This window comes from Streptosporangium sp. NPDC023825 (assembly GCF_040639575.1).
Taxonomy (GTDB): Bacteria; Actinomycetota; Actinomycetes; order Streptosporangiales; family Streptosporangiaceae; genus Streptosporangium.
Window position 1 is genome coordinate 108,642 of record NZ_JBFAAE010000011.1, and the last position, 21,592, is coordinate 130,233.

Sequence of the window (21,592 nt, forward strand, 5' to 3'; positions counted from 1 at the left end):
CCCGACGGCGTACCAGGCCGCCGTCGCCGCGTCGGCGGGGCCGGCCCCGCTGATCCGGTACCTCCCGCCGCGCCGCCGGATCGGGCCCGCGCCGGGCGCGTCCGGGTCCGGGTCCGGGTCCGGCAGGGCACGCGGACCTTGCGGACCCGTGCGCCGGTGGGATCCCACCGGCGCACGGGATCAGGCGGGGGCACCGAAGGCGTACCTCAAAGGTGGCAGCACCGCACGGGCGTCCGCGCCGCCGACCCAAAGGCCGATCATGAACGCCGCGGTCGCCTCCAGCAGGCCCGCGCGTTCCAGGCCGCCGCCGTCGACCGGCACGCATCCGAGATCGGTGACGAGGGAGCGTACGGCGGCCAGCGCGGCGGGGTCGTCGCCGCAGAGGGGCACCGCCAGCGGGGCCCCGTCGAAGGCGGGCGGCGTCATCCGCCAGACGTCCTCGTGGCACAGGTTGAACGCCTTGACGACGCGGGCTCCGGTCGCCTCCGCCACGCGCCGCGCCATCGAGGGGCCGCCCTCGGTGGCCAGGGTGAACCGCCCCTGCACGACCGGGTTGACGCAGTCGGCGAGCACCCGCCCGTCCAGTGTCCCCCGGGCGGCCCCGGCGGCCTCCAGGACCTCGGTCACGGCGTGATCGCGGACGGCCAGCAGCGTCACCTCGCCGAAAACCGCCGCCTCCTCCCAGGTGACCGCCCGCGCGGCGGGTCCGAGCCTGCCCGCCAGGGCCGCGGCCCTCGCCGGGTCCCGGCCGCTCACCGCCAGTTCGTGGCCCGCGCGGGCCCAGTGCGTTCCGAGGGCGTCCGCCATGTGGCCCGCCCCGAGGATGCCGATGCGCATCCGTCCTCCCCTGCTCGACTGCTGGTATAGGACGAAGGTAGAAAGTTCGTCAGGCACCGTTCGGTGCGTAACGCCTCGGAGAGACTGGAGGACCCCGGCATGTTCCTCGCCGACTGCCGTGCCCGGCTCGCCTTCGACCTGATCGGCAACACCTGGAACGCCGTCGTCGTCTGGGCCCTGCGCGCAGGGCCCAGACGTCCCGGCGAGCTGCGCGAGGAGATCGGCGGGATCAGCGCGAAGGTGCTCACCGAGACGCTGCGCAGGCTGGAGTACAACGGCCTCGTCTCCCGGCGGGCCTACGCCGAGGCGCCGCCCCGGGTCGAGTATGAGCTCACCGATCTGGGGCGGACGATGGTGCCGCTGATCGGGGCCTTCGGCGAGTGGGCCTTCGACCACGGCGACGAGGTCCTCGACGCCCAGGACCGTGCCGAGGGGCTCGCCGGGTGACGCCGGGTACGGGCCCGTCACCGGCAGATGAGGACTTCGCGAGGTCGCCGGTGACGGGACAGCCGCGCACTGCGGCGTACGGGAGCGGCGGCCTGGGACGTACGGAAAGGGGCTGAGACGTACGGGAAGGTGCGGTGCGCGTCACGGAGCCGGAGCGGCGACGGTGGCCGCTCGCCGTTCCAGGACGATCACCACGACCACCAGCGCGGTCAGCGCGGTGAGCTGCGCGAGGGCCGACCAGAGGCCGAGCGCGACCGTCAGGAGCGAGACCACCGCGCCGGCGGCCCGCAGCCCGTTGCCCGCGATGCCGAGGACGCGCCGGAACCAGGCGTCGCCCGCGATGAACAGGGCGACACCCGCGGCCAGGGTGAGGGCCGCGCCGAACTTCAACGGGTCCACCGGGTGGCCGATCGCCTTCTTGACGCCCGCGGCGACCGCGACGATGCCCAGCAGCATCGGGATGTGCGCGTAGAAGTAGGCGCCGAGGATCAGCCGGGTGCGCCGCACCGGCTCGGCCGCCTCCAGGACGTGCTCGGCGCGCGTCTCGTCGTCGCCGCCGAAGTAGAGCCACCACAGGCAGGCGGCCAGCGCGAGGCCGAGCACCGCCGCCAGGCCGAGGGCGAAGCCGACGTGGAGGCCCCTGGCGCCGATGCCGATCGCCACGATCGACTCGCCGAGCGCCACGATCACCAGCAGGCCGTGGCGCTCGACGATGTGCCCGGCCCGCAGGTTGAAGCCCCTCTGCCCGATGAAGTACGGGCTGCCCCAGAGCAGGGCCACCGCGCCGGCCCAGAGCAGGTAGGTGTACGGCGCGGGGACCAGGGCGGCCAGGCCGATGAGCACGACCCCGCCGAGGTTGAACGGGAGCACCCGGGTGAAGGCCGAGGTGACCTGCAGGTACAGCCCGGCGTGCACGGCGATCAGCAGCAGGTACCCGATCGCGAACGCCAGGCCGTCGCCGTCGAACACCGAGGGGATCGACAGCGCCACGATCATGAATCCGGCCATGCCCAGCAGGATCAGCACCCTGCGGGCGGGACGTGTCGGGGGAACGGCGTTGGTCAGCCAGGCGTAACCGGCGTACATCCACCAGATGACGCCGAAGACCAGCAGCGCGCGCAGCGCGCTCTCGGCGGGCCTGCCGTCCTGCAGGCCGTCCACCATGAGGCCGGTGAGCTGGGTGACGGTGAAGACGAAGACCAGGTCGAAGAAGAGCTCGAGGGTGGAGACGCGGAGTTCGGTCTCCGGCGGGGCGGGCTCGACCCGCTCCGCGAACCAGCCGGGGAGGCGCATCCGATCATTGTGCGGGTAGGGCGCCCCCCGTGAATCTCATTAAATGAAGAAAAAAGCCTTCTTGTCCCTAAAGGGAGGTATGTCGCCTCAAAATGGTCAGCTCCCGGAGGGCTCGTCCTTCTTTCCGGCCACGAGGGTGTCGCCCGCCTTGCCGGGCGCGGGTGCCGGGACCGGCTTGGGCGCGGGCGCCGCGGGAGGTACGGATGCGGCGGCGCCGGACGGGGGCTTGCGGGTGCGCGTACGGGGACGGGCGGCGGCGGGGAACTCCGCGGTGTCGGTGGCGCCCTCCGAGGCGGGTCCCTCCGAGGCGGGTCCCTCGGAGGCGGGCCCCTGCGAGGCGGGAGGAGTGGACTCGCCGGGTTTCTTCCCCGCGACGGGCCGGGCGGGGACCGGGGGAGCCTCCGGCTCGCGCAGCGCGGCGATGACGTCGTCGGCCTCGGCCTCGGCGGCGAAGTCCTCGGCGGCCTCGGCCTCGCGGCGCTTGATCACCACCATGTGGTCGACCGACAGGCGGCCCGCGCCGCCGACCGCGAGCAGTATGGAGGCGGCCCCGAGCGCCACGATCAGCTTGGCGTCGCCGCCGGTGAGCGGCAGGCCCACCTCGCCGCTGGCCAGGATGAACACGGCGAGGGCCTCGGCGAACAGCAGGAGCCCGCACGCGGCCACCGCGAGGCCGGCCACCAGCAGGGCGCCGCCGATGAGTTCCGTCAGCATGGTGGTGGCGGCCCACACGTAGGCGTACGCCCCGGAGGCGCCCAGGGCCGCGAACTGCTCGGAGGTGGCGTTCAGGCCCGCTTCGAGCTTGTGCCAGCCGTTGGCGAAGAAGATCCCGCCCACGCCCAGTCTGGCCGCCAGGGAAGCAAGATCATGAAGGGTTTGTCGCACGGTTCCTCATTCTGGTTAGATTCCCCGTTCTTGCCCATGCTTGACCGATAAATGACCGAGCCTAGACCTTCCAAACCCTTTACGAGGGGTCGTTCCCCTGTTCGTCGGGGCGGCGGGGCACCAGCAGCGTCACGGCCAGCGCGGTGGCGCCGAGCAGGAACACGCTCACCGCCACCGTCGCGTGCAGGCCGGAGACGAACGCGACGCGGGCCGCGCCGAGCAGGGCGTCCCCCACGCCGCCGCCGATCTCCCGCGCCACGTGCGCGGCGGAGGCGAGCGACTGGCGGGCCTCGTCCATCATCGCGGGCGCGACGCCGTGGACCGAGGCGAGCGCGGGGGCGTACACGGCCGTGGTGATCGTGCCGAGCACCGCGACCCCGAGGCCCGCGCCCAGCTCGTAGGCGGTCTCCTCGACCGCGGCGGCGCCGCCGGCGTGGGACTCCGGGGTGGACGACATGATCGTGTCGGAGGCGGCCAGCAGGGCGACCTGGATGCCGAAGCCGATGCCGACGAAGCAGAGCGTCAGGGCCACCGGATGTCCCTCGGTGTGCCAGCTCAGGGTGGGAGCGAGGGAGACGGCGGTGAGCGCCAGCCCGCCGCCCATCGTGGCGCGCAGCCCGAACCGGCGCAGCAGCCTCGCCCCGGCCAGGCCGCCCGCGATCGAGGCGATCATGAGGGGGAGCATCCGTACGGCCGCCTGGAGCGGGCTGTCGCCGAGGACGAGCTGGAGGTACTGGGCGAGCATGAGCTCCAGCCCGACCAGGGCGAAGACCGTGAGCAGCACGGCGCCCACCCCGGCGCGGAACGCCCGCCGCCGGAACAGGCTCAGGTCCAGCAGGGGGAAGGCGAGCCGCCGCTGCCTGCGGACGAACCAGACCAGCAGCCAGATCGCGCCCAGGAACGCCGCCACCCCGCCCGGATGCCCGGCCCCGGCCTCCTTCAGGCCGAAGGCCACCCCGAGGATGCCCAGCACCGACAGGAGCGCGCTGAGCGCGTCCCACGGCCGGCCGGCGCGCTTGCGGGACTCGGGAAGGAGCCTGGCCGCGACGGGCAGCAGGACCACCAGGATGGGAACGTTGATCAGGAAGACGGCGCCCCACCAGAAGTGCTCGACGAGCACCCCTCCGACGAGCGGGCCGACCGCCGCCCCGGCCGCGGCCACCGCGCTCCACACGCCCAGCGCGATCGCCCGCTCGTGCCGGTCGGTGAAGACCTGCCGGATGATCGAGAGCGTGGCGGGCATGATCATCGCTCCGCCGAGGCCGAGCAGCGCGCGTGCGGAGATCAGCGCGAGCGGGGTCGGCGCGAACGCCGCCGCGGCCGAGGCGACGCCGAAGACCAGGTACCCGGCCAGCACCAGGCGTTTGCGCCCGTAACGGTCACCGAGGGTGCCGAAGGTCAGCAGCAGCGGCGCGACCATCAGCGAGTAGACGTCGATGATCCACAGCAGCTCCACGGAGGACGGTTCGAGGGCGGCCGTCAGCGCCGGTACCGCGATGTGCAGCACCGTGGCGTCCACCGCGATCAGCAGCAGGCTGAAGCAGAGGACGGCGAGGACCGACCACCGGCCGGCCCCGGACTCCCGCGGGTCGCCGTCCGCGCGCCTGGCCACGAGGGTGGTCATAGGCCGCTCAGGATTTGCCGGCCTGGACGAACATGCGTCGCAGCTTAGGCGAAGTCGGGCAGTGCCCGGGGCGGCATTGAGTGATTGATTCACGTAGTTATGTCCGTTTTACGGCCCCGATTGGGTCAATATTCGGCCCCTCACGAGGTCGTCGGCGACCTCTCTAGAGAGATACAGGCATATACCGCCGTCTAGGCAAAAAGTGATCTCGCACGGACCATGGCGATCGTGGGGAGTCAGCGCGAGGCCCGTGAGCCGCCGTGGTGAGCGGGCCCGGCGGAGACGACTCCGCCCCGATCCCGCCACCCCGGGATCCCACCGACCCCCGGCACGGGAACGCCCCCGGCCGGCCCTCCGTGCCACCGCGGGATCCCGCCGACCCCTGGCCCGGGAACGTCTCCGGCCAGGTTTCCCCGCCACCCCGGGATCCCGCCGACCCCTGGCGCGAGCGCGAGCACGACCCCGTCTCGACCCCCGTCCCGCGGCCACGGGATCCCGCCGATCCCCGGCAGTGGTGCGCCGTGGCCGCCGCGTGGCTGGGCCGCGACCGGCCCGAGGCCGCGCTGGAGGCGGCCCGCAGGGCGCTGGATCTCGACCCCCGCTCCGAGTCCGGCGCGGACTGGGGATACCGCCTGGCCAGCCTCGCGTTCGAGCGGCTCGGCCGCGACGCGGAGGCCGTGGCGGCCGCCGAGGAGGCCGTACGCCTCGCGCCGGGCTCCTGGGCCGCGCGGATGCGCCTGGGAGCCGCGCTGCGCAGGGTGCCGGGACGCTGGCGCGAGTCGCGGGCCCAGGCGGCCAGAGCCGTCCGCTACGCGCCGGAGGAGCCGGACCCGCACGTCCTCGCCGGTGACCTCGCGCTGCTGAGAGGTGAGTACGGCCTCGCGGAGACCGCCTACCGCGAGGCGCTGCGCCTCCTGCCGGATCACCCCGGCGCCAGGATCAACCTCGGCCTGACCAGGCTGCGCTGGGAGCGCCCGCGCGCCCACCACGACCCCGCCTGGCCGGTCGACCCGCGCGAGACCGGCCGGGCCAGGCGTGCCCTGGAGAGGTGGTCGCGGCAGACCCGGATCCTGCTGGCCGTCGCCCTCGTCGCGGTCTGCGCGGCGGAGTTCGGGTTCGGCCTGGCCTCCGTGGCGAGGATCGGCGGCGGGCTCGTGCCGCTCGCGGTCCTGGCGATCACCCTCAGGCAGGCGCACCGGGTCAGGCTCTGGTCGTACGTGCCGCGCATGCTCGTACGCGACCTCTGGCTCGGCATGTCGGTCTCGGTCACCCTGGTCGCCGTGGCCGCGTACGTCGCGGCCGTGGCCACCCTCCCGGCGGAGGCCCCACCCCCCCTCCCCGGCCCGCTGCCGGGCGCGCCGGGGGTGGTCTGGGCGGGTCTCGCAGGGCTGGTGCTCCTCAACGGGACCGTGCTGCTCGTCCTGCGCGTGCTCGTCGAGGCGTGGCGCGGGCGGCCGATCAGGGCGCTGGCGGAGTTCGCCGCCGCCGGTGGCGACCGCACGGCCAGGCGCGACGTGAACGTCACCCTCTGGCTGGTGGCGGGCCGGGTCTGGTCGGTGCCGGTGGCGGTCGTGGTGGCGGTCGTCGTACTGGACGAGCGGAGCTGGGCGGCGGTCGCGCTCGTCGTGCCGCTCGCGCTCGGCTGGGCCCGCGGCCGGGCCGGCACGGCCCCCGGCCTCGCCCGCGCGCTGGCCTCGGACCGCGGGCTGGCGGCGGCGCTGGCCCTGCCCGCCTCGGCGTCGTTCCTGCTCGGCCTGGCCGGAGCGGCACCGGCCCTCGGCCTCGCCACGGTGGGGGAGTGGGCCTGGCGGGCCGGGATCGCGCTGCTGATCGTGCCGATGGCGATATTCGCCGCGAGGTCGGTACGGGCGTGGTGGCGGGGCGCGCCGGGGCCGTGGCGGGCCTCGCTGGTCATGTGCGACGGCTGCGGGAGCCGCCTTCCCGGCGACGCCGGGCCGCCGGTGGGGCTCAGCGGGGAGGTGCGCGCGGCCTTCACCTACGCGCGGGGAGTGGTGCTCGCCTACGCCGACCCCAGCGGCCCGCGCGCGCTCGCCGTCGGCGCGGTCAGCTCGGTCGGCCCGAGCGGCGAGCTGCGCCTGATCGCCGCCTCCGACGCCTGGGAGGCCGCCGAGCGCGACCCCAGGGTGGCGGTCTTCGTCGCCGATCCGCTGGACCGCCGCTTCTGGGCCGAGGTACGCGGCATCGCCATCGGTGACACCGAGGCCGACCTGCTGAGGATCACTCCCAAGGAGGTCGTGGTCGGCGAGTATCCCGGCCGCCACCAGGGCCGGGCCCACCGCGGCTGAACCGCCTCCCGGAGCGCCGGGTCCACCGCGGCCGAACCGCCCTCCCGGAGAGTCAGGCCGCCTTGCCGGGCGGTGACATTTCCCTGCCCGTCTTCCGGCGCGTCCCCCGGCGCGGACGGGCGACGGCCGGCGGCCGGGACCGGCCCGCACCACCCGCCGGGAACGCGGGCGCGGGCCGCCGCGCGCGGGGCGCGGCGGCGGCACAGGGAAGCGTGAGGCCGGAGGGGCGGCGCGGGGCGAGCTTGCTGCCTCGGACGTTGGTTTCATCCGTTCTCATCCGGATATCTGATCGTGCCCGCACGACGGCGTGGCGTGACCCTCAGGCACGCGCAAACGTCCCCTTGTTGCGGTATAACCGGGGGCGGACCGGGGAGGCGTGATGCGGGAATCCAGCAGGGCCCGTCCGGCGGGGCGCGCGGCGGCACGGGATCTGTTCGAGCAGGTGCGGCTGGGCTACTTCCGGCTCTCGCCGCCCCTGCGCAGGCTGATCTACGTCGCGGTGCTGGCCGGGGCGGTCGGGCTGGCGCTGGGACTCGGCTGGCCGATCCTCAACACGATCTTCGTCACGCTGACGCTGCTCGGCTTCGCGGCGCTGACCCTGAGCTTCCCCCGCGCGGCCGCCACCCTGCTCGTGGTGCTCGGCTGGCTGGCGGGAAACCTGATCTTCCAGACCGTCGTCTTCGGCCTGAACTCGCCGATCCCGACGGCGCTGATGCTTCTCGGCCCCCTGGTCGCCGGAGCCGCCCACCTCATCCGCTGGGTCCCCCCGTGGATGACCACGGTCATGGCGCTGGTGCCCGCCGGGCTGACGGCCGTCCTGCTCGGCGCGGTCGTCCCCGGGGTCGGGGCGTATCCGGCCATCTGGGCCGCGTACGCCGTGGCGGCCGGGGTGCTGGTCCACCGGTTCCTGCAGGCCCGCCGGGCGCGGGTCGGGCTGGAGGCGGGGGAGCGGCACCAGGCCGGGCTCCGGGTCCGCGAGGGCGGCCACCTCCCCCCCGCCCAGGGGACCGGCGAGCGGGACGCGCCGCCGCCCATCTCGGTGGAGGAGGCACTCGGCGAGCTGGACGCCATGATCGGTCTCGCCCCGGTGAAGGAGCAGGTCCGTTCGATCGCCGCCTCGATCGAGGCGGCCAGGCTGCGCAAGGAGGCCGGATACTCCACCGAGCCGCCGATGCGGCACTTCGTGTTCGTCGGCCCGCCGGGCACCGGCAAGACCAGCGTGGCCAGGACCGTCGCGAAGATCTTCTATGCCTTCGGCCTGCTGGAGACCCCCTACGTGGTGGAGGCCCAGCGGGCCGACCTGGTGGGGGAGTTTCTCGGGGCCACCGCGATCAAGACGAACGAGCTGGTCGACCGGGCGCTCGGCGGGGTGCTCTTCGTCGACGAGGCCTACAGCCTGATCAACTCCGGTGACGGCCAGCCCGACAGGTTCGGCGCGGAGGCCGTGCAGACGCTTCTCAAGCGGGCCGAGGACGATCGCGACCGGCTGATCGTGATCCTGGCCGGATACGAGAAGGAGATGGCCACCTTCCTGGCGTCCAACCCCGGCCTGTCCAGCCGGTTCTCCAGCAGGGTCCGCTTCCCCAGCTACGCCCCCGAGGAGCTGCTCCAGATCACCGAGCTGCTGCAGCGGCGCCGGGGCGACCGGATGGCGCCCGAGGCCGCGCCCGCCCTGCTCGCCCGTTTCGAGGACATCCACCGGCGCGCGATCGTCGACGACCTGGGCAACGCCCGGTTCGTCCGCAGCCTCGTGGAGGCCGTCGCGCAGGCCAGGGACGTGCGCGTGGTGGGGGCGGGCGGCGCGCCCACCACAGAGGACCTGGTCACGACGGTCGAGAGCGACGTCGTCAAGGCCTTCGGCGAGCTCACCGCCCGCTACCGGGGCTACCAGGTCGCCCCCTCCCTTGAGGAGGCGCTGGCCGACCTCGACCGCATGGCGGGCCTGGAGCCGGTCAAGCGGCAGGTGCACGCGATCACCGCGCAGCTCAGGGTGGCGAAGATGCGCCAGGAGCGAGGGCTGCCGACACCGTCGCAGATGCGGCACTTCGTCTTCGCCGGGCCGCCCGGCACCGGCAAGACCACCGTGGCCCGGATCCTGGGCCGCATCTTCGCCGCGCTGGGCCTGCTCGCCCAGCCCGACGTGGTGGAGGCCCAGCGGGCCGACCTGGTCGGCCAGCACCTCGGCGCCACCGCGATCAAGACGAACGAGCTGGTCGACCGGGCGCTCGGCGGGGTGCTCTTCGTCGACGAGGCGTACGGCCTGGTCAACTCCGGCTACAGCGGGGGCGACGCCTTCGGCGCGGAGGCCGTGCAGACGCTGCTCAAGCGGGCCGAGGACGACCGCGACCGGCTGGTGATCATCCTGGCCGGGTACGAGCGGGAGATGAACGCCTTCCTGTCGTCCAACCCGGGCCTGGGCAGCAGGTTCAACCAGCGGGTGCAGTTTCCCTCGTACTCCCCGGGGGAGCTCACCGAGATCGCCGTGCTGCTCGCCGACGAGTCGGGCGACAGGTTCGACGACGCCGCCCGCCGCGACCTGGCCGAGGTCTTCACCTGGGTCTGCGACGAGGGCCTGATCGACGGGCTCGGCAACGGCAGGTTCGCGCGCTCGCTCTTCGAGCGCGCCGCGATGCGCAGGGACGTCCGCCTGGCCGCCCTCGGCGGCGCCACCGCCAGCGCCGCCGACCTGACCACCATCACCAGCGCCGACCTGCGCGCCGCCGTGGACGAACTCGCCGGGAAGTGACCCGGTCCTCCGGGAGGTGACTCCGGCTCCTCGGGGGGTGACTCCGGCTCTCCGGGAGGTGGCCCCGGATCCGCCTGGCTGCGCTCCCGACCCGCCCGGCCTCTCCACGGTTCCGGCCGGCTGACCCGAGGGCCCGGCGACGCCATCTCTCACCGAGATCCCTCCGATTCGGTACGCTATGCAGCCCACCGGTCGCCGAGTGTAGCAAGATGGTCACCGACAGCGGCGGGGCTCCGGAGGAGGAAAGATGGCGGGATTCCTTGCCCGCAGGCTGCTCAACTACCTGGTGCTGATCGTCGTGGCCACCAGCCTGGCCTACATGCTGGCCGCCTCCGCCCTCAACCCGCGCTCCAACTACGAGGGCCGCAACCCCCCGATCCCCCCGGCCGTCGTCGACGCGCGCCTCACCGACCTCAACCTGAACGACCGCACCCCGCTGTTCGAGCGCTACCTGACCTGGGCGGGCGGCCTCGCGCGCGGCGACTTCGGCAAGACGGTGGCCGGAGGCTCGGTCGGCGACGACCTCGGGCGCCGGATCGGCGTCACGCTGCGCCTGATCACGATCGGGCTGATCCTCGGCAGCGTCACCGGCGTGCTCATCGGCGCCTACGCCGCGGTCCGGCAGTACGGCCTCTTCGACCGGTTGTCGACCGGCCTGTCCTTCGTCGTCCTCGCGGTCCCCACGGTGGTGCTGGCCAACATGCTGATCATCGCCGCGATCCGGCTCAACGAGGCGGCCGGCACCCAGATCCTCCTCGTCAGCGGCGAGGCGACCCCCGGCCTGGAGGGAGGGTTCGGCGCCGCCGCGCTCGACCGGATCCGGCACCTGGTCCTGCCCACGCTGTCGCTGTCGCTCGGGCTGGTCGCCGTCTACAGCCGCTACCAGCGCAACATGATGCTCGACGTGCTCGGCGCCGACTTCATCCGCACGGCGATGGCCAAGGGGCTGAGCCGCCGGGCCGCGCTGACCCGGCACGCGCTGCGCACCGCGCTGATCCCGGCGGTCACCTACTTCGCCTTCACCTTCGGGTCGCTGCTGGTCGGCACCACCTTCACCGAGAAGATCTTCGGCTGGCACGGCATGGGGGAGCGGCTGGTCGACTCGATCTCCACCAACGACGTCAACACCGTCGCGGCGATCAGCTGCTTCGCCGCGCTGGCGGTGCTGCTGGCCTCGCTCGCCTCCGACGTGCTGCACGCCGTCCTCGATCCGCGCGTCCGGGTGGGGTGAGCCGGAGATGACCATCGCCGACGAGGAGCTCGCCGAACAGCGGGCGTCCGTCGACAGGATCAAGGCGCCCTCGCGGCTGCGGGTGGTCATGGGCCGCCTCCTGCGCTCGGGCCGGGGCAGGACCGGCTTCGCGCTGCTCGCGCTGATCTTCCTGCTCGCCTTCGCCGGGCCCCACCTCACCCCCTGGACGTACGCCTCGAAGGACTACACGGCCTTCCTCTCGCCGCCCTCCGCCGAGCACTGGTGGGGAACCCTGCAGACCGGCGCCGACGTGTACGCGGTCACGCTGCGCGGCATGCAGAGGTCCCTGATAGTCGGCCTGCTCGCCGCGGTGGTCGGCACCGCGCTCGCGGCCGTGGTGGGCGCCTTCGCCGGATACTTCGGAGGCTGGACCGACCGCGCGCTGACCTGGCTGACCGACCTGCTGCTGGTGCTCCCGGCCTTCCTGATCCTGGCGATCATGTCCCCGCTCTTCACCGGGGGACAGTGGCCGGTGTTCGTGCTGGTGCTGGCGCTCTTCCTCTGGATGGTCACCTCGAAGATCGTCCGGAGCATGACCATCTCGCTCAGGGAGCGGGAGTTCATCCACGCGGCCCGGTTCATGGGCGTGCCCCCGACGAGGATCGTCTTCCGGCACGTGATCCCGAACATGTCCTCGCTGCTGGTCGTCGACGCCACGCTCAACGTCAGTGCCGCGATCCTCACCGAGACGTCCCTGTCCTACTTCGGGTTCGGCATCCAGCCGCCCGACGTCTCGCTGGGCAGCCTCATCGCCGACGGCGCGCAGACGGCTCTCTACGCCCCCTGGACGTTCTGGTTCTGCGCGGGCCTGCTGATCGTCACCGTGCTCGCGGTGAACCTGGTCGGCGACTCGCTGCGCGACGCCTTCGACCCCACGTCCCACCGGGGCGGGTGACCGGTGACGAGCGAGCGGCCCTCGGGCGCGACATCCCGGATCCACGGGGCCGGCGGGCGTGCGGCCGCGCCGGACCCGGTCGCCCCCGTGCTCGAGGTGCGCGACCTCGACGTCACCTTCGGCTCGGGTCCCGGCGCGGTCCGCGCGGTCAGGGGCATGGGGTACGCGGTCCGCCCCGGCGAGGTGCTCGGCGTCGTCGGGGAGTCCGGCTCCGGCAAGTCGGTCACCTCGCTGGCCGTGATGGGCCTGCTTCCGGCGCACGCCCGCGTCACCGGCTCGGTGCGGCTGCTCGGGCAGGAGATCCTGGGCGCCCCGGAGCGGACGCTCACCGCGTTCCGTGGCAAGACCGTCTCGATGGTCTTCCAGGATCCGCTCTCCGCGCTCACCCCCGTCTACCGGGTCGGCGACCAGATCGCCGAGGCGATCCGCGTGCACCAGCGGGTGAGCGCCGGCCAGGCCGCCAGGCGTGCCGTCGAGCTGCTCGACCTGGTCGGCATCCCCAACGCCGCGCAGCGGGCCAGGGCGTTCCCGCACGAGTTCTCCGGCGGCATGCGCCAGCGCGCGGTGATCGCGATGGCGATCGCCAACGACCCCGACGTGATCCTCTGCGACGAGCCGACCACCGCGCTCGACGTGACCATCCAGGCGCAGGTGCTGGAGGTGCTGAAGACGGCGCAGCGCGAGACCGGCGCGGCGATCGTCATCATCACCCACGACCTGGGGGTGGTGGCCGGGTTCGCCGACAGGGTCCTCGTCATGTACGCCGGGCGTCCCGTCGAGGTCGGCTCGGTGGACGAGGTCTACTACCGCAGCCGCATGCCGTACACCATGGGACTGCTCGCCTCGATCCCGCGCCTCGACCGCGGCCGGGAGCAGCCGCTGGTGCCCATCGAGGGCAGCCCGCCGTCACCGGCGGCGCTGCCGCCGGGCTGCCCGTTCGAGCCGCGCTGCCCGATCTCCGTCCCGGAGTGCGCCGAGGCCGAGCCGGAACCGGAGCCGGTGGGCTCGCCCGGTCACCTGGCGGCGTGCCTGCGCTCCGGAGAGATCGAGGCGGCGGGCTGGTCACCCGCCCAGGTCTACGGCGTACGCGCTCCCGCGGCAGGTCTCACCCGGCGCCCCGCCGGCCCGGCCACCCCGGTCACCGCGGCCATCCCGGCGGGCTCGGTCGCTCCCGCCGTCGAGGAGCCGCCACGCCCGCGTGACGAGCGCGACGTGGTCCTGGCGGTCGAGGACCTGGTCAAGCACTACCCGCTGGTCAAGGGGGCGCTCCTGCGGCGGCGGGTCGGCACGGTCCGCGCGGTGGACGGCGTCGGCTTCGACGTCCGCGAGGGCGAGACGCTCGGCCTGGTGGGCGAGTCGGGCTGCGGCAAGACGACCACCCTGATGGAGATCCTGGAGCTGGCCGCGCCGCAGCGCGGCAGGATCGTGGTGCTGGGCCGCGACACCTCGCGGATGGGCGCCCGCGACCGGATGGCCGTGCGGCGCGACATGCAGGTCGTCTTCCAGGATCCGCTGGCCTCGCTCGATCCGAGGATGACCGTCTACGACATCCTCGCCGAGCCGCTGCGCGCGCACGGCCGCCGGGACCCGGGACCGAGGATCGGCGAGCTGCTCGGCCTGGTCGGGCTGGAGCCCGGCCACGCCGCCCGCTATCCACAGGACTTCTCCGGGGGCCAGCGCCAGCGCGTCGGCATCGCCCGCGCCCTCGCCCTGGAGCCCCGGCTGGTCGTGCTGGACGAGCCGGTCTCGGCACTCGACGTGTCCATCCAGGCGGGGGTGCTCAACCTGCTGGAGGAGCTGCGGGCCCGCCTGGGCCTGTCGTACCTGTTCGTGGCGCACGACCTGGCCGTGGTCCGGCACATCGCCGACCGGGTCGCGGTCATGTATCTGGGGAGGATCGCCGAGATCGGCCGGGCCGGCGGGGTCTACGACACCCCGATGCACCCCTACACGCGGGCCCTGCTGTCGGCGATCCCGCTGCCGGACCCGGTGCTGGAACGCTCCAGGAGGCGCGTCCTGCTAGAAGGGGACCTGCCCAGCCCGGCCGACCCCCCCTCGGGGTGCCGCTTCCGCACGCGCTGCCCCCTGTTCAGGGCGCTCGACGAGACCGTCAGGCTGCGCTGCGTGGACGAGGAGCCCCAGGTGCGGCAGCTGGGGGACGACCACGGCGTCGCGTGTCACTTCGCCGAGAGGATCGACGCCGTATGACCCGGTCGCGCGCCCGTTCACGCACCCGTCCACCAACCGGTCGCGCGCCCGGTCACACCCTGCCGGATGCCCGTCCGCACGCCGGGACCGGGCAGGTCGCCCGTCATTCGCACGCGCACCCGCGCCCGTCCGCACGCCCGTTCGTATGCCCCGGGAGGAACACCGTGATAGCAATCCGGCGCGTGGGCGCGCTCGCCGTCGCGCTGGCCGTGGCCCTGGCCGTCGTGCCGGGTCTCGCCGGATGCGGGAGCGGGGCAGGGGGCGGGGGGACGCCGGGCGGTCCCGCCTCGGAGGTCAAGGCCTACGACATCAACCCGGTCGCCCGCGACCGGGTCGCGGACGGGGGCGTGCTCCGCTGGGGACTCAACGAGTATCCGTCCAACTGGAACCTCAACCACATCGACGGCAACCTGGCGACGGTCAAGAGGGTCATGGACGCCCTCATGCCCTCCCCCTTCCGCTCCGACGCCAAGGGGAAGATCTCCCCGAACACCGACTACCTGTCCGAGGGCAGGGTCACCGCGCGCGAGCCCGAACAGGTCGTCACGCTGACCCTCAACCCGCGCGCCAGATGGTCCGACGGCACCCCGATCACCTGGGAGGACTACCGCGCCCAGTGGCAGGCGCTGAACGGCCGCGACGCCGGCTACCGGGTGGCGAGCACCACCGGTTACCGGGACATCGAGAAGGTCGTCAGGGGCAGGGACGACCACCAGGTCGTGGTGACCTTCGCCAAGCCCTTCGGCGACTGGCAGTCGCTGTTCGCGCCGCTGTACCCCCGGAGCACCAACGCCACCCCGGAGGCGTTCAACAACGCCTGGCTGAACCGCGTCCCGGTCACCGCGGGCCCGTTCGCGTTCGCCGCGTTCGACCCCACCGCCAAGACCGTCACCCTCGCGAGGGACGACCGCTGGTGGGGCGACCGGGCCAAGCTGGACCGGATCATCTACCGGTCCCTGGAGAGCGACGCGCTGGTCGGCGCCTTCAGCAACGGCGAGCTCGACACCTTCGACGTCGGCCCGTCCGCGCCCGACTACGCGCGGGCCAGGAGCACCCCGGACGCGATCGTGCGGCAGGCGGCCGGACCCGACTTCCGGCACATCACGATGAACGGCGAGAGCGCCGTCCTGTCCGACCCGAAGGTCCGCCGGGCCGTCGCGATGGGCATCAACCGCCAGGCCATCGCGCAGTCGGACCTCCAGGGCCTCGACTGGCCGATCGTCCTGCTCAACAACCACTTCTTCATGAACACCCAGGAGGGCTACCAGGACAACGCCGGTGAGATCGGGACGTACGACCCCGTCAGGGCCGGGCAGGAGCTGGACGCTGCGGGCTGGAAACTGCAAGGGCAGACCCGCAGGAAGGACGGCAGGGAGTTGAACCTGCGCTTCGTCCTGCCGGCCGGCCTGCAGGTCGCCAAATCCGAGGCCGAGCTCGTCCAGGACATGCTCGGCCGGATCGGTGTCGGGGTCACCCTGCAGTCGGTGCCCGGGGACGACTACTTCACTAAATACGTAATCCCTGGCAATTACGACATCACCGCGTTCGCGTACGTGGGCACGCCGTTTCCCGTCTCCAGCTCCTACGGCCAGTACGCCGACGCCGTCAGGCGTCCCGACGGCACCAGGCAGTGGAACGCCAACCTCGGCCGTATCGGCTCCCCGCGGATCGACGCCGCGATGAACAAGGCGACCGCCGACCTCGACGACGGCAGGGCCATCGCCGACACCAACGCGGCGGACAAGCTCATCTGGCAGGCGGTCAACGTGGTGACGCTCTACCAGCGGCCGCAGAACGTCGCGGTCAAGAGCAACCTCGCCAACTTCGGCGCCCGCGGCTTCCACGACCTGCGCTACCAGGACATCGGCTTCGTCCGATAGGTCCCCGATCCCCGGTGGGCCGCGTTCTGTCGGGGACGCGGTGTAGAAGTCGGTCATGGCTATCTCGGTGACCTGGCCCCAGGTGCTCGCCTGGCGGCTGAGGCGGCAGTTCGTCGACCCGGCCGACGGACCCGACGCGGTGTCCGTGGTGCGGAGACTCAGCGGGGTGCAGGCGCAGGTGGCCTCCTCCGCCGCCCTGGCGGTGGCCGTGCGGAGCGCGCGGCCGGATCCCGGGGAGATCGACCGTGCGCTGTGGCGAGACCGCAGCCTGGTCAAGACCTGGATGGCGCGCGGCACGCTGCACCTCGTCCCGGCCGACGAGCTGGCCTCCTACGCGGCCGTCCTCGGCTCGTTCCGCACCTGGGACAAGGGCTCCTGGCAGCGCGGCCACGGCGTCACCGCCGCCGAGGTCGCCGCAATCCTCGACGCCGCGCCCAAGGCGCTCGCGGGCCGCGTCCTCACCCGCGAGGAGCTGGTCGACGGGGTCATCGAGGTCACCGGCGACACCCACCTGCGGGAGGCGCTCACCTCCGGCTGGGGCGCCCTGCTCAAGCCGCTGAGCTTCCTCGGCGAGCTCTGCTACGGCCCTCCGCGCGAGGGCCGGGTGACCTTCGCCAGTCCCCGCGACCAGGTGCCCGGCTGGCCGGCGGAGCTTCCTACGGCAGAGGAGGGCGGGGTGCGCCTGCTCCGTTCCTTCCTCGGCGCCCACGGCCCCGGCGCCCCCGAGACGTTCGACGGCTGGCTCTACCGGGGGGCCGTCCGCAAGGCGACGCTGCGCGGCTGGTTCCGCGACCTCACCCCCGAGCTGGCCGAGATCGAGGTGGACGGCCGGCCGATGGTCGTGCTCGCCGAGCACCTCGACGACCTGGCCGCGACCCGGCCCGCCACCGGGGTCCACCTCCTGCCCGGTTTCGACCAGTACATCCTGGCCGCCCCGCGCGACCTGGAGCCCCTCCTGCCCGCCGAGGCGAGGGCGAAGGTCAGCCGGGCCGCCGGCTGGATCTCCCCGGTCGTGATCCACCGTGGCCGGGTGGCCGGTGTCTGGGAGGCGAGGGACGGGAGGATCGCGGTCGATCTCCTGGAGGAGGTCCCCGCCGCCGCCCTCGCCGCCGAGATCGAACGGGTCTCGGCCCTCCTGCGCTGACCCGGGCCGCTGAGCGAGGCCCGTGACACCGGACGCCGGGGCGAGCCGCACCACCGTGACTCGTCGGCGGCTCATCGGAGCCGGACGGCCGCGCGCCCGGCGGAGGCCGTGCGCCGGGCTCAGGCGAGGCGGAAGCGCACCCGGTCACCGGGGCGGAGCTGGGCGGCGCCGGCGAGGCTCGCCGAGGTCAGGACGGCGATGACCGGGTAGCCGCCGGTCGGCGGGTGGTCGGCGAGAAACACGATCGGCTGGCCGCTGGGCGGCACCTGCACCGCCCCGGCCACCATGCCCTCGCTGGGCAGCTCCCCCTCCCGGGCACGCTCCAGGCGGGCGCCGCGCACCCGCACGCCCACCCGGTTGCTGTCCTGGCTGACCTCGTACGGCCCCGCGCACAGGGTGGCCAGGGCTCCGGGGGCGAACCAGTCGTCCCGGGGACCCGGCAGGACCCGCAGGACACCCGCCCCGGGCCCCGGCCGCGGCGCCGCGTCCACGGTGATCGGCGGCAGGCCGCCGGTCGGTCCCACCGGCAGGACCGTCCCGGCGGCGAGCGGGGCGGGGCCGAGCCCGGAGAGCGAGTCGGTCGAGCGGCTGCCCATCGTGACGGGCGCCTCGACACCGCCCCGGACGGCGACGTAGGTGCGCAGGCCGGCCCCGGGCATGCCCAGACGCAGCTCGCCGCCCGCCGGGACCCAGAAGGGCGCGCACATCCCCTGGGGGACCGTCACGCGCCGGATCGCCTCGCCCGGGGAGGCGTCGCCCGTGGACGTCCCGCCGGGCGAGGCCCCGCCGGTGAACGCCCCGCCCGCGGACAGCCCGCCCGCGGACACCTCGGCCGTGGACGCCCGGCCCGCGGCGCTCAGGGCCGTCCCGCCCGGGACCGCCGCGCGCGGTCGTACGAGGTCCACGGGGCAGGCCGCGCCGGTGACGGCGACCCAGGCCCCGGCGGTGAGGCGCAGCCGGGCGCCGCCGAGGGTGAGCTCGATCCCCGCGGCCCCCTCCGGGTTGCCGACCAGGCGGTTGGCCAGCCGCAGACTCGGTTCGTCCGCCGCACCCGAGCGGGGCACCCCGAGATGGGCGTACCCCGGCCGGCCGAGATCCTGCACGGTGGCGTACGGCCCCGGAGCGATCACCTCGATCATGGCTCGCCGACCGCCGTGAACCGCACCCGCGTCCCCGGGGTGAGCAGGGCGGGCGGTTCGGCGGCCACGTCCCACACCGCCGTCGCGGAGCGGCCGAGCAGCCGCCAGCCACCGGGGGAGGCCGAGGGGTAGACCGCCGAGTAGGGGCCGGCGACCGCCACCGCCCCGGCGGGCACCGAGGTCCGCGGGGTGTCCAGCCGGGGGACGTGCAGCGCCGGGTCCAGCCCCGTGAGGTAGGCGAACCCGGGGGCGAAGCCCAGCCAGCCCACCACCAGCTCCCGCCCGGTGTGCCGCTCGACCACCTCCCCGGGGGAGAGCCCGCTCAGCGCGGCGACGTCGTCGAGGTCGGCGCCGTCGTACACGACGGGAAGGACCACCTCGGGCGCGTCCGCGGCCACCGTGGCGTCCGCGGCGGACGCCGTGTCCAGCAGGCGGGAGAGCTCCTCCCGCAGGCGCGCCGGGTCGGCTCCCGGCGCGGTGACGAGGACCGTGACGGGGCCGGGCACGATCTCGACCACCCCGGGGGGCCGGTCGGCCCGCAGCAGGGCGTCCAGCCGGTGGGAGACCTCCAGCGAGCCGGTCTCCACCAGCAGCGCGTGCTCCCCGGCCGACCGGACGCTCACGTGAAGGACCTCAGCGTCACTCCGGCCTCCACCAGGCCGTCGCGGACGGCGCGGGCCATCAGCACGGCGCCGGGGGTGTCGCCGTGCACGCAGATCGAGCGCGCCTCGACGGGGACCCGCGAGCCGTCCACCGCCTCGACCACCCGCTCGGTCGCCATCCGCACGGCCCGGTCCGCGACCGTGCCGGGGTCGTGCAGCACCGCGCCGGGGGAGCGGCGGGAGACCAGCGTTCCCGCGCCGGTGTACGCGCGGTCGGCGAAGGCCTCGACGACGGTGGCGACCCCCTCCCCGGCGGCGATCTCGTGGACGACCGAACCGGGCAGGGTCAGCAGCGGCAGGCTCCGGTCGTAGTCGGCGACCGCCGCCACGACGGCCCCGGCCTGCTCGGGGTCGCGGCAGATCCGGTTGTACAGCGCGCCGTGCGGCTTGACGTAGGAGACCCGGCCGCCCATCGCCCTGGCGATGCCGTCCACCGCCCCCAGCTGGTAGAGAACCTCGGCGCAGAGCTCCTCGGGGTCGACGTCCATCTCGCGGCGGCCGAACCCGGCCAGGTCCCGGTAGGACACCTGGGCGCCGATCGCCACCCCCCGGTCGACCGCCGCCGCGCACGTGCGGCGGATGGTCAGCGGGTCGCCCGCGTGGAATCCGCAGGCGACGTTGGCGCTGGTCACGATGTCGAGCAGGGCCTCGTCGTCGCCCAGCCGCCAGATCCCGAAGCCCTCGCCCAGATCGGCGTTGAGATCGATCACCATGGCTCACCTACACCGGGGGTTCGTCGGGGATGTCCGCGATGTCGTCGAGGGCGATGGCCAGCTCCTCGGGATCGTCCCCGATGCGCTCGGCGATCTCGATCAGCACGTGCAGCACGTCGTGCCGGTCGTGGCCCAGGTCCAGCAGCCGCTGCGCCGCCTCCCAGAGCTGCGGCGGGTCGCCCTCCCAGAGCCGGGCGGCGATCTCCTCGTGCCAGGCGAGGTGCTCGTCGTAGTCGCGCCGGTCGAGCTCACCGGCGTGGTCGATGCCCAGCAGGATCCGCCGGTCGGTGTCGTCGGCCGGGTTGAGCAGGCTGAGCTTGATCTCGCCGTGCGTGCCCTGCAGGAAAGGGAAGGCGAACACCCGCCTGGCCAGTGCCGACAGGTCGCCGTCCGGCAGCAGCCGGTCGAGCAGGTCGCGGTCGAGCCCGAAGGTCGTCGGGTCGCGGTAGGACTCCGCGAACTTGCCGGTCGCCTCCCAGACCGCGTCGAGAGTGGCCCGCAGCCCCTCGTCGGGCAGCCCGGTCCGGCCGGCGGCGAACCGCGCCCACGCGCCCAGCACGTGCGGTACCGCCTCCTGCTCGGCGGTGTTGAGCATCACCTTGCGCGGCAGCCAGTCGAGGAGGAACGTCTCGCACTTGGTCGGGCTCACCCGGAGCGGGCGGCCGAAGTCCTGGTCGCAGCCGTAGTCGATGATGTGGTCGGCGCACCGGGAGGCCGCCGAGGGGTCGGACAGGTGCTCGGCCGCGTCCGAGGAGAGGAACTCGGCCGCCAGCATCGCCCGGCGGTCGCGGCTGTAGGGGGCCTCGCTGTGCAGCGGGGCCGGCCGCTTCCTGCCGGGCGGCAGCGCCTTGATCCGGGACCTGGCGAAGGCGTGGTAGGCGCTGTAGCTGTCGCTGACCGGCGCGGACGTCCTGCGCTGGCCGTACTCGGCGGTGGCCTTCATGGCCGATTCGAGCAGTGCCCTGGCCTGCTGCGGCTCGATCTCCCCGAACCTGAGCATCGGGTTGCCCTCGGCCTCGGCCCTGGCCTGCTCCAGCAGCTTGTCGACGTGCGAGGAGACCCAGGCGTCGCGGGCGATGCCGCGCATGTTGTAGTCGACGATCACCACCAGCGCGTGCCGGTCCTCGACGCTGTCGGCACCCCGGTAGCCGAAGGTGCACACGACGGTGTCCTGGTCGCCGTACGCGTCGCGGGAGACGAAGCAGCCGTTCGTCTTGACCACGCCCAGCCGGTCGGCCCAGCGGGGCCTGGCCACGCCGCGCTCCATGAGCGCCAGCGCGGCGCCCTCCGCCTTGGCGGCCTGGCGGGCGGTGCCGAGGTAGGCCAGCGCGATCAGCAGGGTGAGCGCGGCGGGCGAGCCGGCCTTGGCCGCGTAGTCGACCAGGCCCTCGCCGAGGACCTGCTCGGCGTCCCCGCGTCGCAACCGGCGCCCCCACCAGGCTCCGACCATGTCGGAGACCATGAGCTCGGCGTCCAGCGGGCTGCGTACGGCCAGCAGCTCGCGAGCGGCGAGCAACATCTCGGAGAAGACCGCCTCGGGGGACTGGCTCTCCCTAAGGTC

The 21,592-nt window shown here is 73.9% G+C and carries 16 protein-coding genes; 8 read left to right on the plus strand and 8 right to left on the minus strand.

Annotated features, from left to right (window positions below; all coding sequences use genetic code 11):
• Positions 1-180: 180 nt before the first annotated feature.
• Complete coding sequence (locus tag AB0G15_RS13210; RefSeq protein ID WP_362838393.1) at positions 181-894, minus strand: NAD(P)-binding domain-containing protein; 714 nt, start codon at positions 892-894, stop codon at positions 181-183.
• Between the two features lie 6 nt (positions 895-900).
• Between AB0G15_RS13210 and AB0G15_RS13215 the strand changes: the two genes are divergently transcribed.
• Positions 901-1,284, plus strand: coding sequence for a helix-turn-helix domain-containing protein (locus AB0G15_RS13215; RefSeq protein WP_362838395.1), 384 nt, complete (start codon positions 901-903; stop codon positions 1,282-1,284).
• Positions 1,285-1,425: 141 nt separating this feature from the next.
• Here the strand turns inward: AB0G15_RS13215 and AB0G15_RS13220 are convergent, their stop codons facing one another.
• From AB0G15_RS13220 to AB0G15_RS13230, 3 genes are all read right to left on the minus strand, one after another.
• The gene (locus AB0G15_RS13220; RefSeq protein WP_362838397.1) at positions 1,426-2,577 is read right to left on the minus strand and encodes a low temperature requirement protein A; all 1,152 of its coding nucleotides are present in this window, start codon (positions 2,575-2,577) and stop codon (positions 1,426-1,428) included.
• Between the two features lie 96 nt (positions 2,578-2,673).
• Positions 2,674-3,462 (minus strand): DoxX family membrane protein, encoded by a 789-nt coding sequence (locus tag AB0G15_RS13225; RefSeq protein ID WP_362838400.1) that lies wholly within the window; start codon positions 3,460-3,462, stop codon positions 2,674-2,676.
• 79 nt (positions 3,463-3,541) lie between these two features.
• The gene (locus tag AB0G15_RS13230) at positions 3,542-5,086 is read right to left on the minus strand and encodes an MFS transporter (RefSeq protein WP_362838402.1); all 1,545 of its coding nucleotides are present in this window, start codon (positions 5,084-5,086) and stop codon (positions 3,542-3,544) included.
• 263 nt (positions 5,087-5,349) lie between these two features.
• Between AB0G15_RS13230 and AB0G15_RS13235 the strand changes: the two genes are divergently transcribed.
• The 7 genes from AB0G15_RS13235 (at position 5,350) to AB0G15_RS13265 (ending at position 17,517) form a co-directional block, all read left to right on the plus strand.
• The gene (locus AB0G15_RS13235; RefSeq protein ID WP_362838404.1) at positions 5,350-7,392 is read left to right on the plus strand and encodes a tetratricopeptide repeat protein; all 2,043 of its coding nucleotides are present in this window, start codon (positions 5,350-5,352) and stop codon (positions 7,390-7,392) included.
• A gap of 379 nt (positions 7,393-7,771) precedes the next feature.
• A complete protein-coding gene (locus tag AB0G15_RS13240; RefSeq protein ID WP_362838407.1) occupies positions 7,772-10,138 on the plus strand; it encodes an AAA family ATPase in 2,367 nt (788 codons plus the stop codon).
• 247 nt (positions 10,139-10,385) lie between these two features.
• Complete coding sequence (locus AB0G15_RS13245; protein ID WP_362682028.1) at positions 10,386-11,369, plus strand: ABC transporter permease; 984 nt, start codon at positions 10,386-10,388, stop codon at positions 11,367-11,369.
• 7 nt (positions 11,370-11,376) lie between these two features.
• Positions 11,377-12,285, plus strand: coding sequence for an ABC transporter permease (locus AB0G15_RS13250; protein ID WP_362838409.1), 909 nt, complete (start codon positions 11,377-11,379; stop codon positions 12,283-12,285).
• Between the two features lie 39 nt (positions 12,286-12,324).
• Complete coding sequence (locus AB0G15_RS13255; protein WP_362838520.1) at positions 12,325-14,493, plus strand: ABC transporter ATP-binding protein; 2,169 nt, start codon at positions 12,325-12,327, stop codon at positions 14,491-14,493.
• Between the two features lie 164 nt (positions 14,494-14,657).
• A complete protein-coding gene (locus tag AB0G15_RS13260) occupies positions 14,658-16,373 on the plus strand; it encodes an ABC transporter family substrate-binding protein (RefSeq protein ID WP_362838412.1) in 1,716 nt (571 codons plus the stop codon).
• 55 nt (positions 16,374-16,428) lie between these two features.
• Positions 16,429-17,517, plus strand: coding sequence for a crosslink repair DNA glycosylase YcaQ family protein (locus AB0G15_RS13265; RefSeq protein ID WP_362838415.1), 1,089 nt, complete (start codon positions 16,429-16,431; stop codon positions 17,515-17,517).
• Between the two features lie 119 nt (positions 17,518-17,636).
• Here AB0G15_RS13265 and AB0G15_RS13270 read toward each other — a convergent pair whose 3' ends face one another.
• From AB0G15_RS13270 to AB0G15_RS13285, 4 genes are read right to left on the minus strand one after another with little or no spacing between them, the layout of a single operon-like run.
• On the minus strand, positions 17,637-18,656 hold the full coding sequence (locus AB0G15_RS13270; RefSeq protein ID WP_362838417.1) for a biotin-dependent carboxyltransferase family protein: 1,020 nt from the start codon (positions 18,654-18,656) through the stop codon (positions 17,637-17,639).
• A complete protein-coding gene (locus AB0G15_RS13275; protein WP_362838419.1) occupies positions 18,653-19,279 on the minus strand; it encodes an allophanate hydrolase subunit 1 in 627 nt (208 codons plus the stop codon). Before AB0G15_RS13275 ends, AB0G15_RS13270 begins: the two co-directional genes overlap by 4 nt.
• Positions 19,276-20,031: a 5-oxoprolinase subunit PxpA gene (locus AB0G15_RS13280; protein ID WP_362838422.1), complete on the minus strand. Its 756-nt coding sequence runs from the start codon at positions 20,029-20,031 to the stop codon at positions 19,276-19,278. Before AB0G15_RS13280 ends, AB0G15_RS13275 begins: the two co-directional genes overlap by 4 nt.
• 7 nt (positions 20,032-20,038) lie before the next feature.
• Positions 20,039-21,550 carry a hypothetical protein gene (locus AB0G15_RS13285; RefSeq protein ID WP_362838523.1) on the minus strand — a complete coding sequence of 504 codons (1,512 nt, stop codon included), beginning with the start codon at positions 21,548-21,550 and terminating at the stop codon, positions 20,039-20,041.
• Positions 21,551-21,592: the final 42 nt, after the last annotated feature.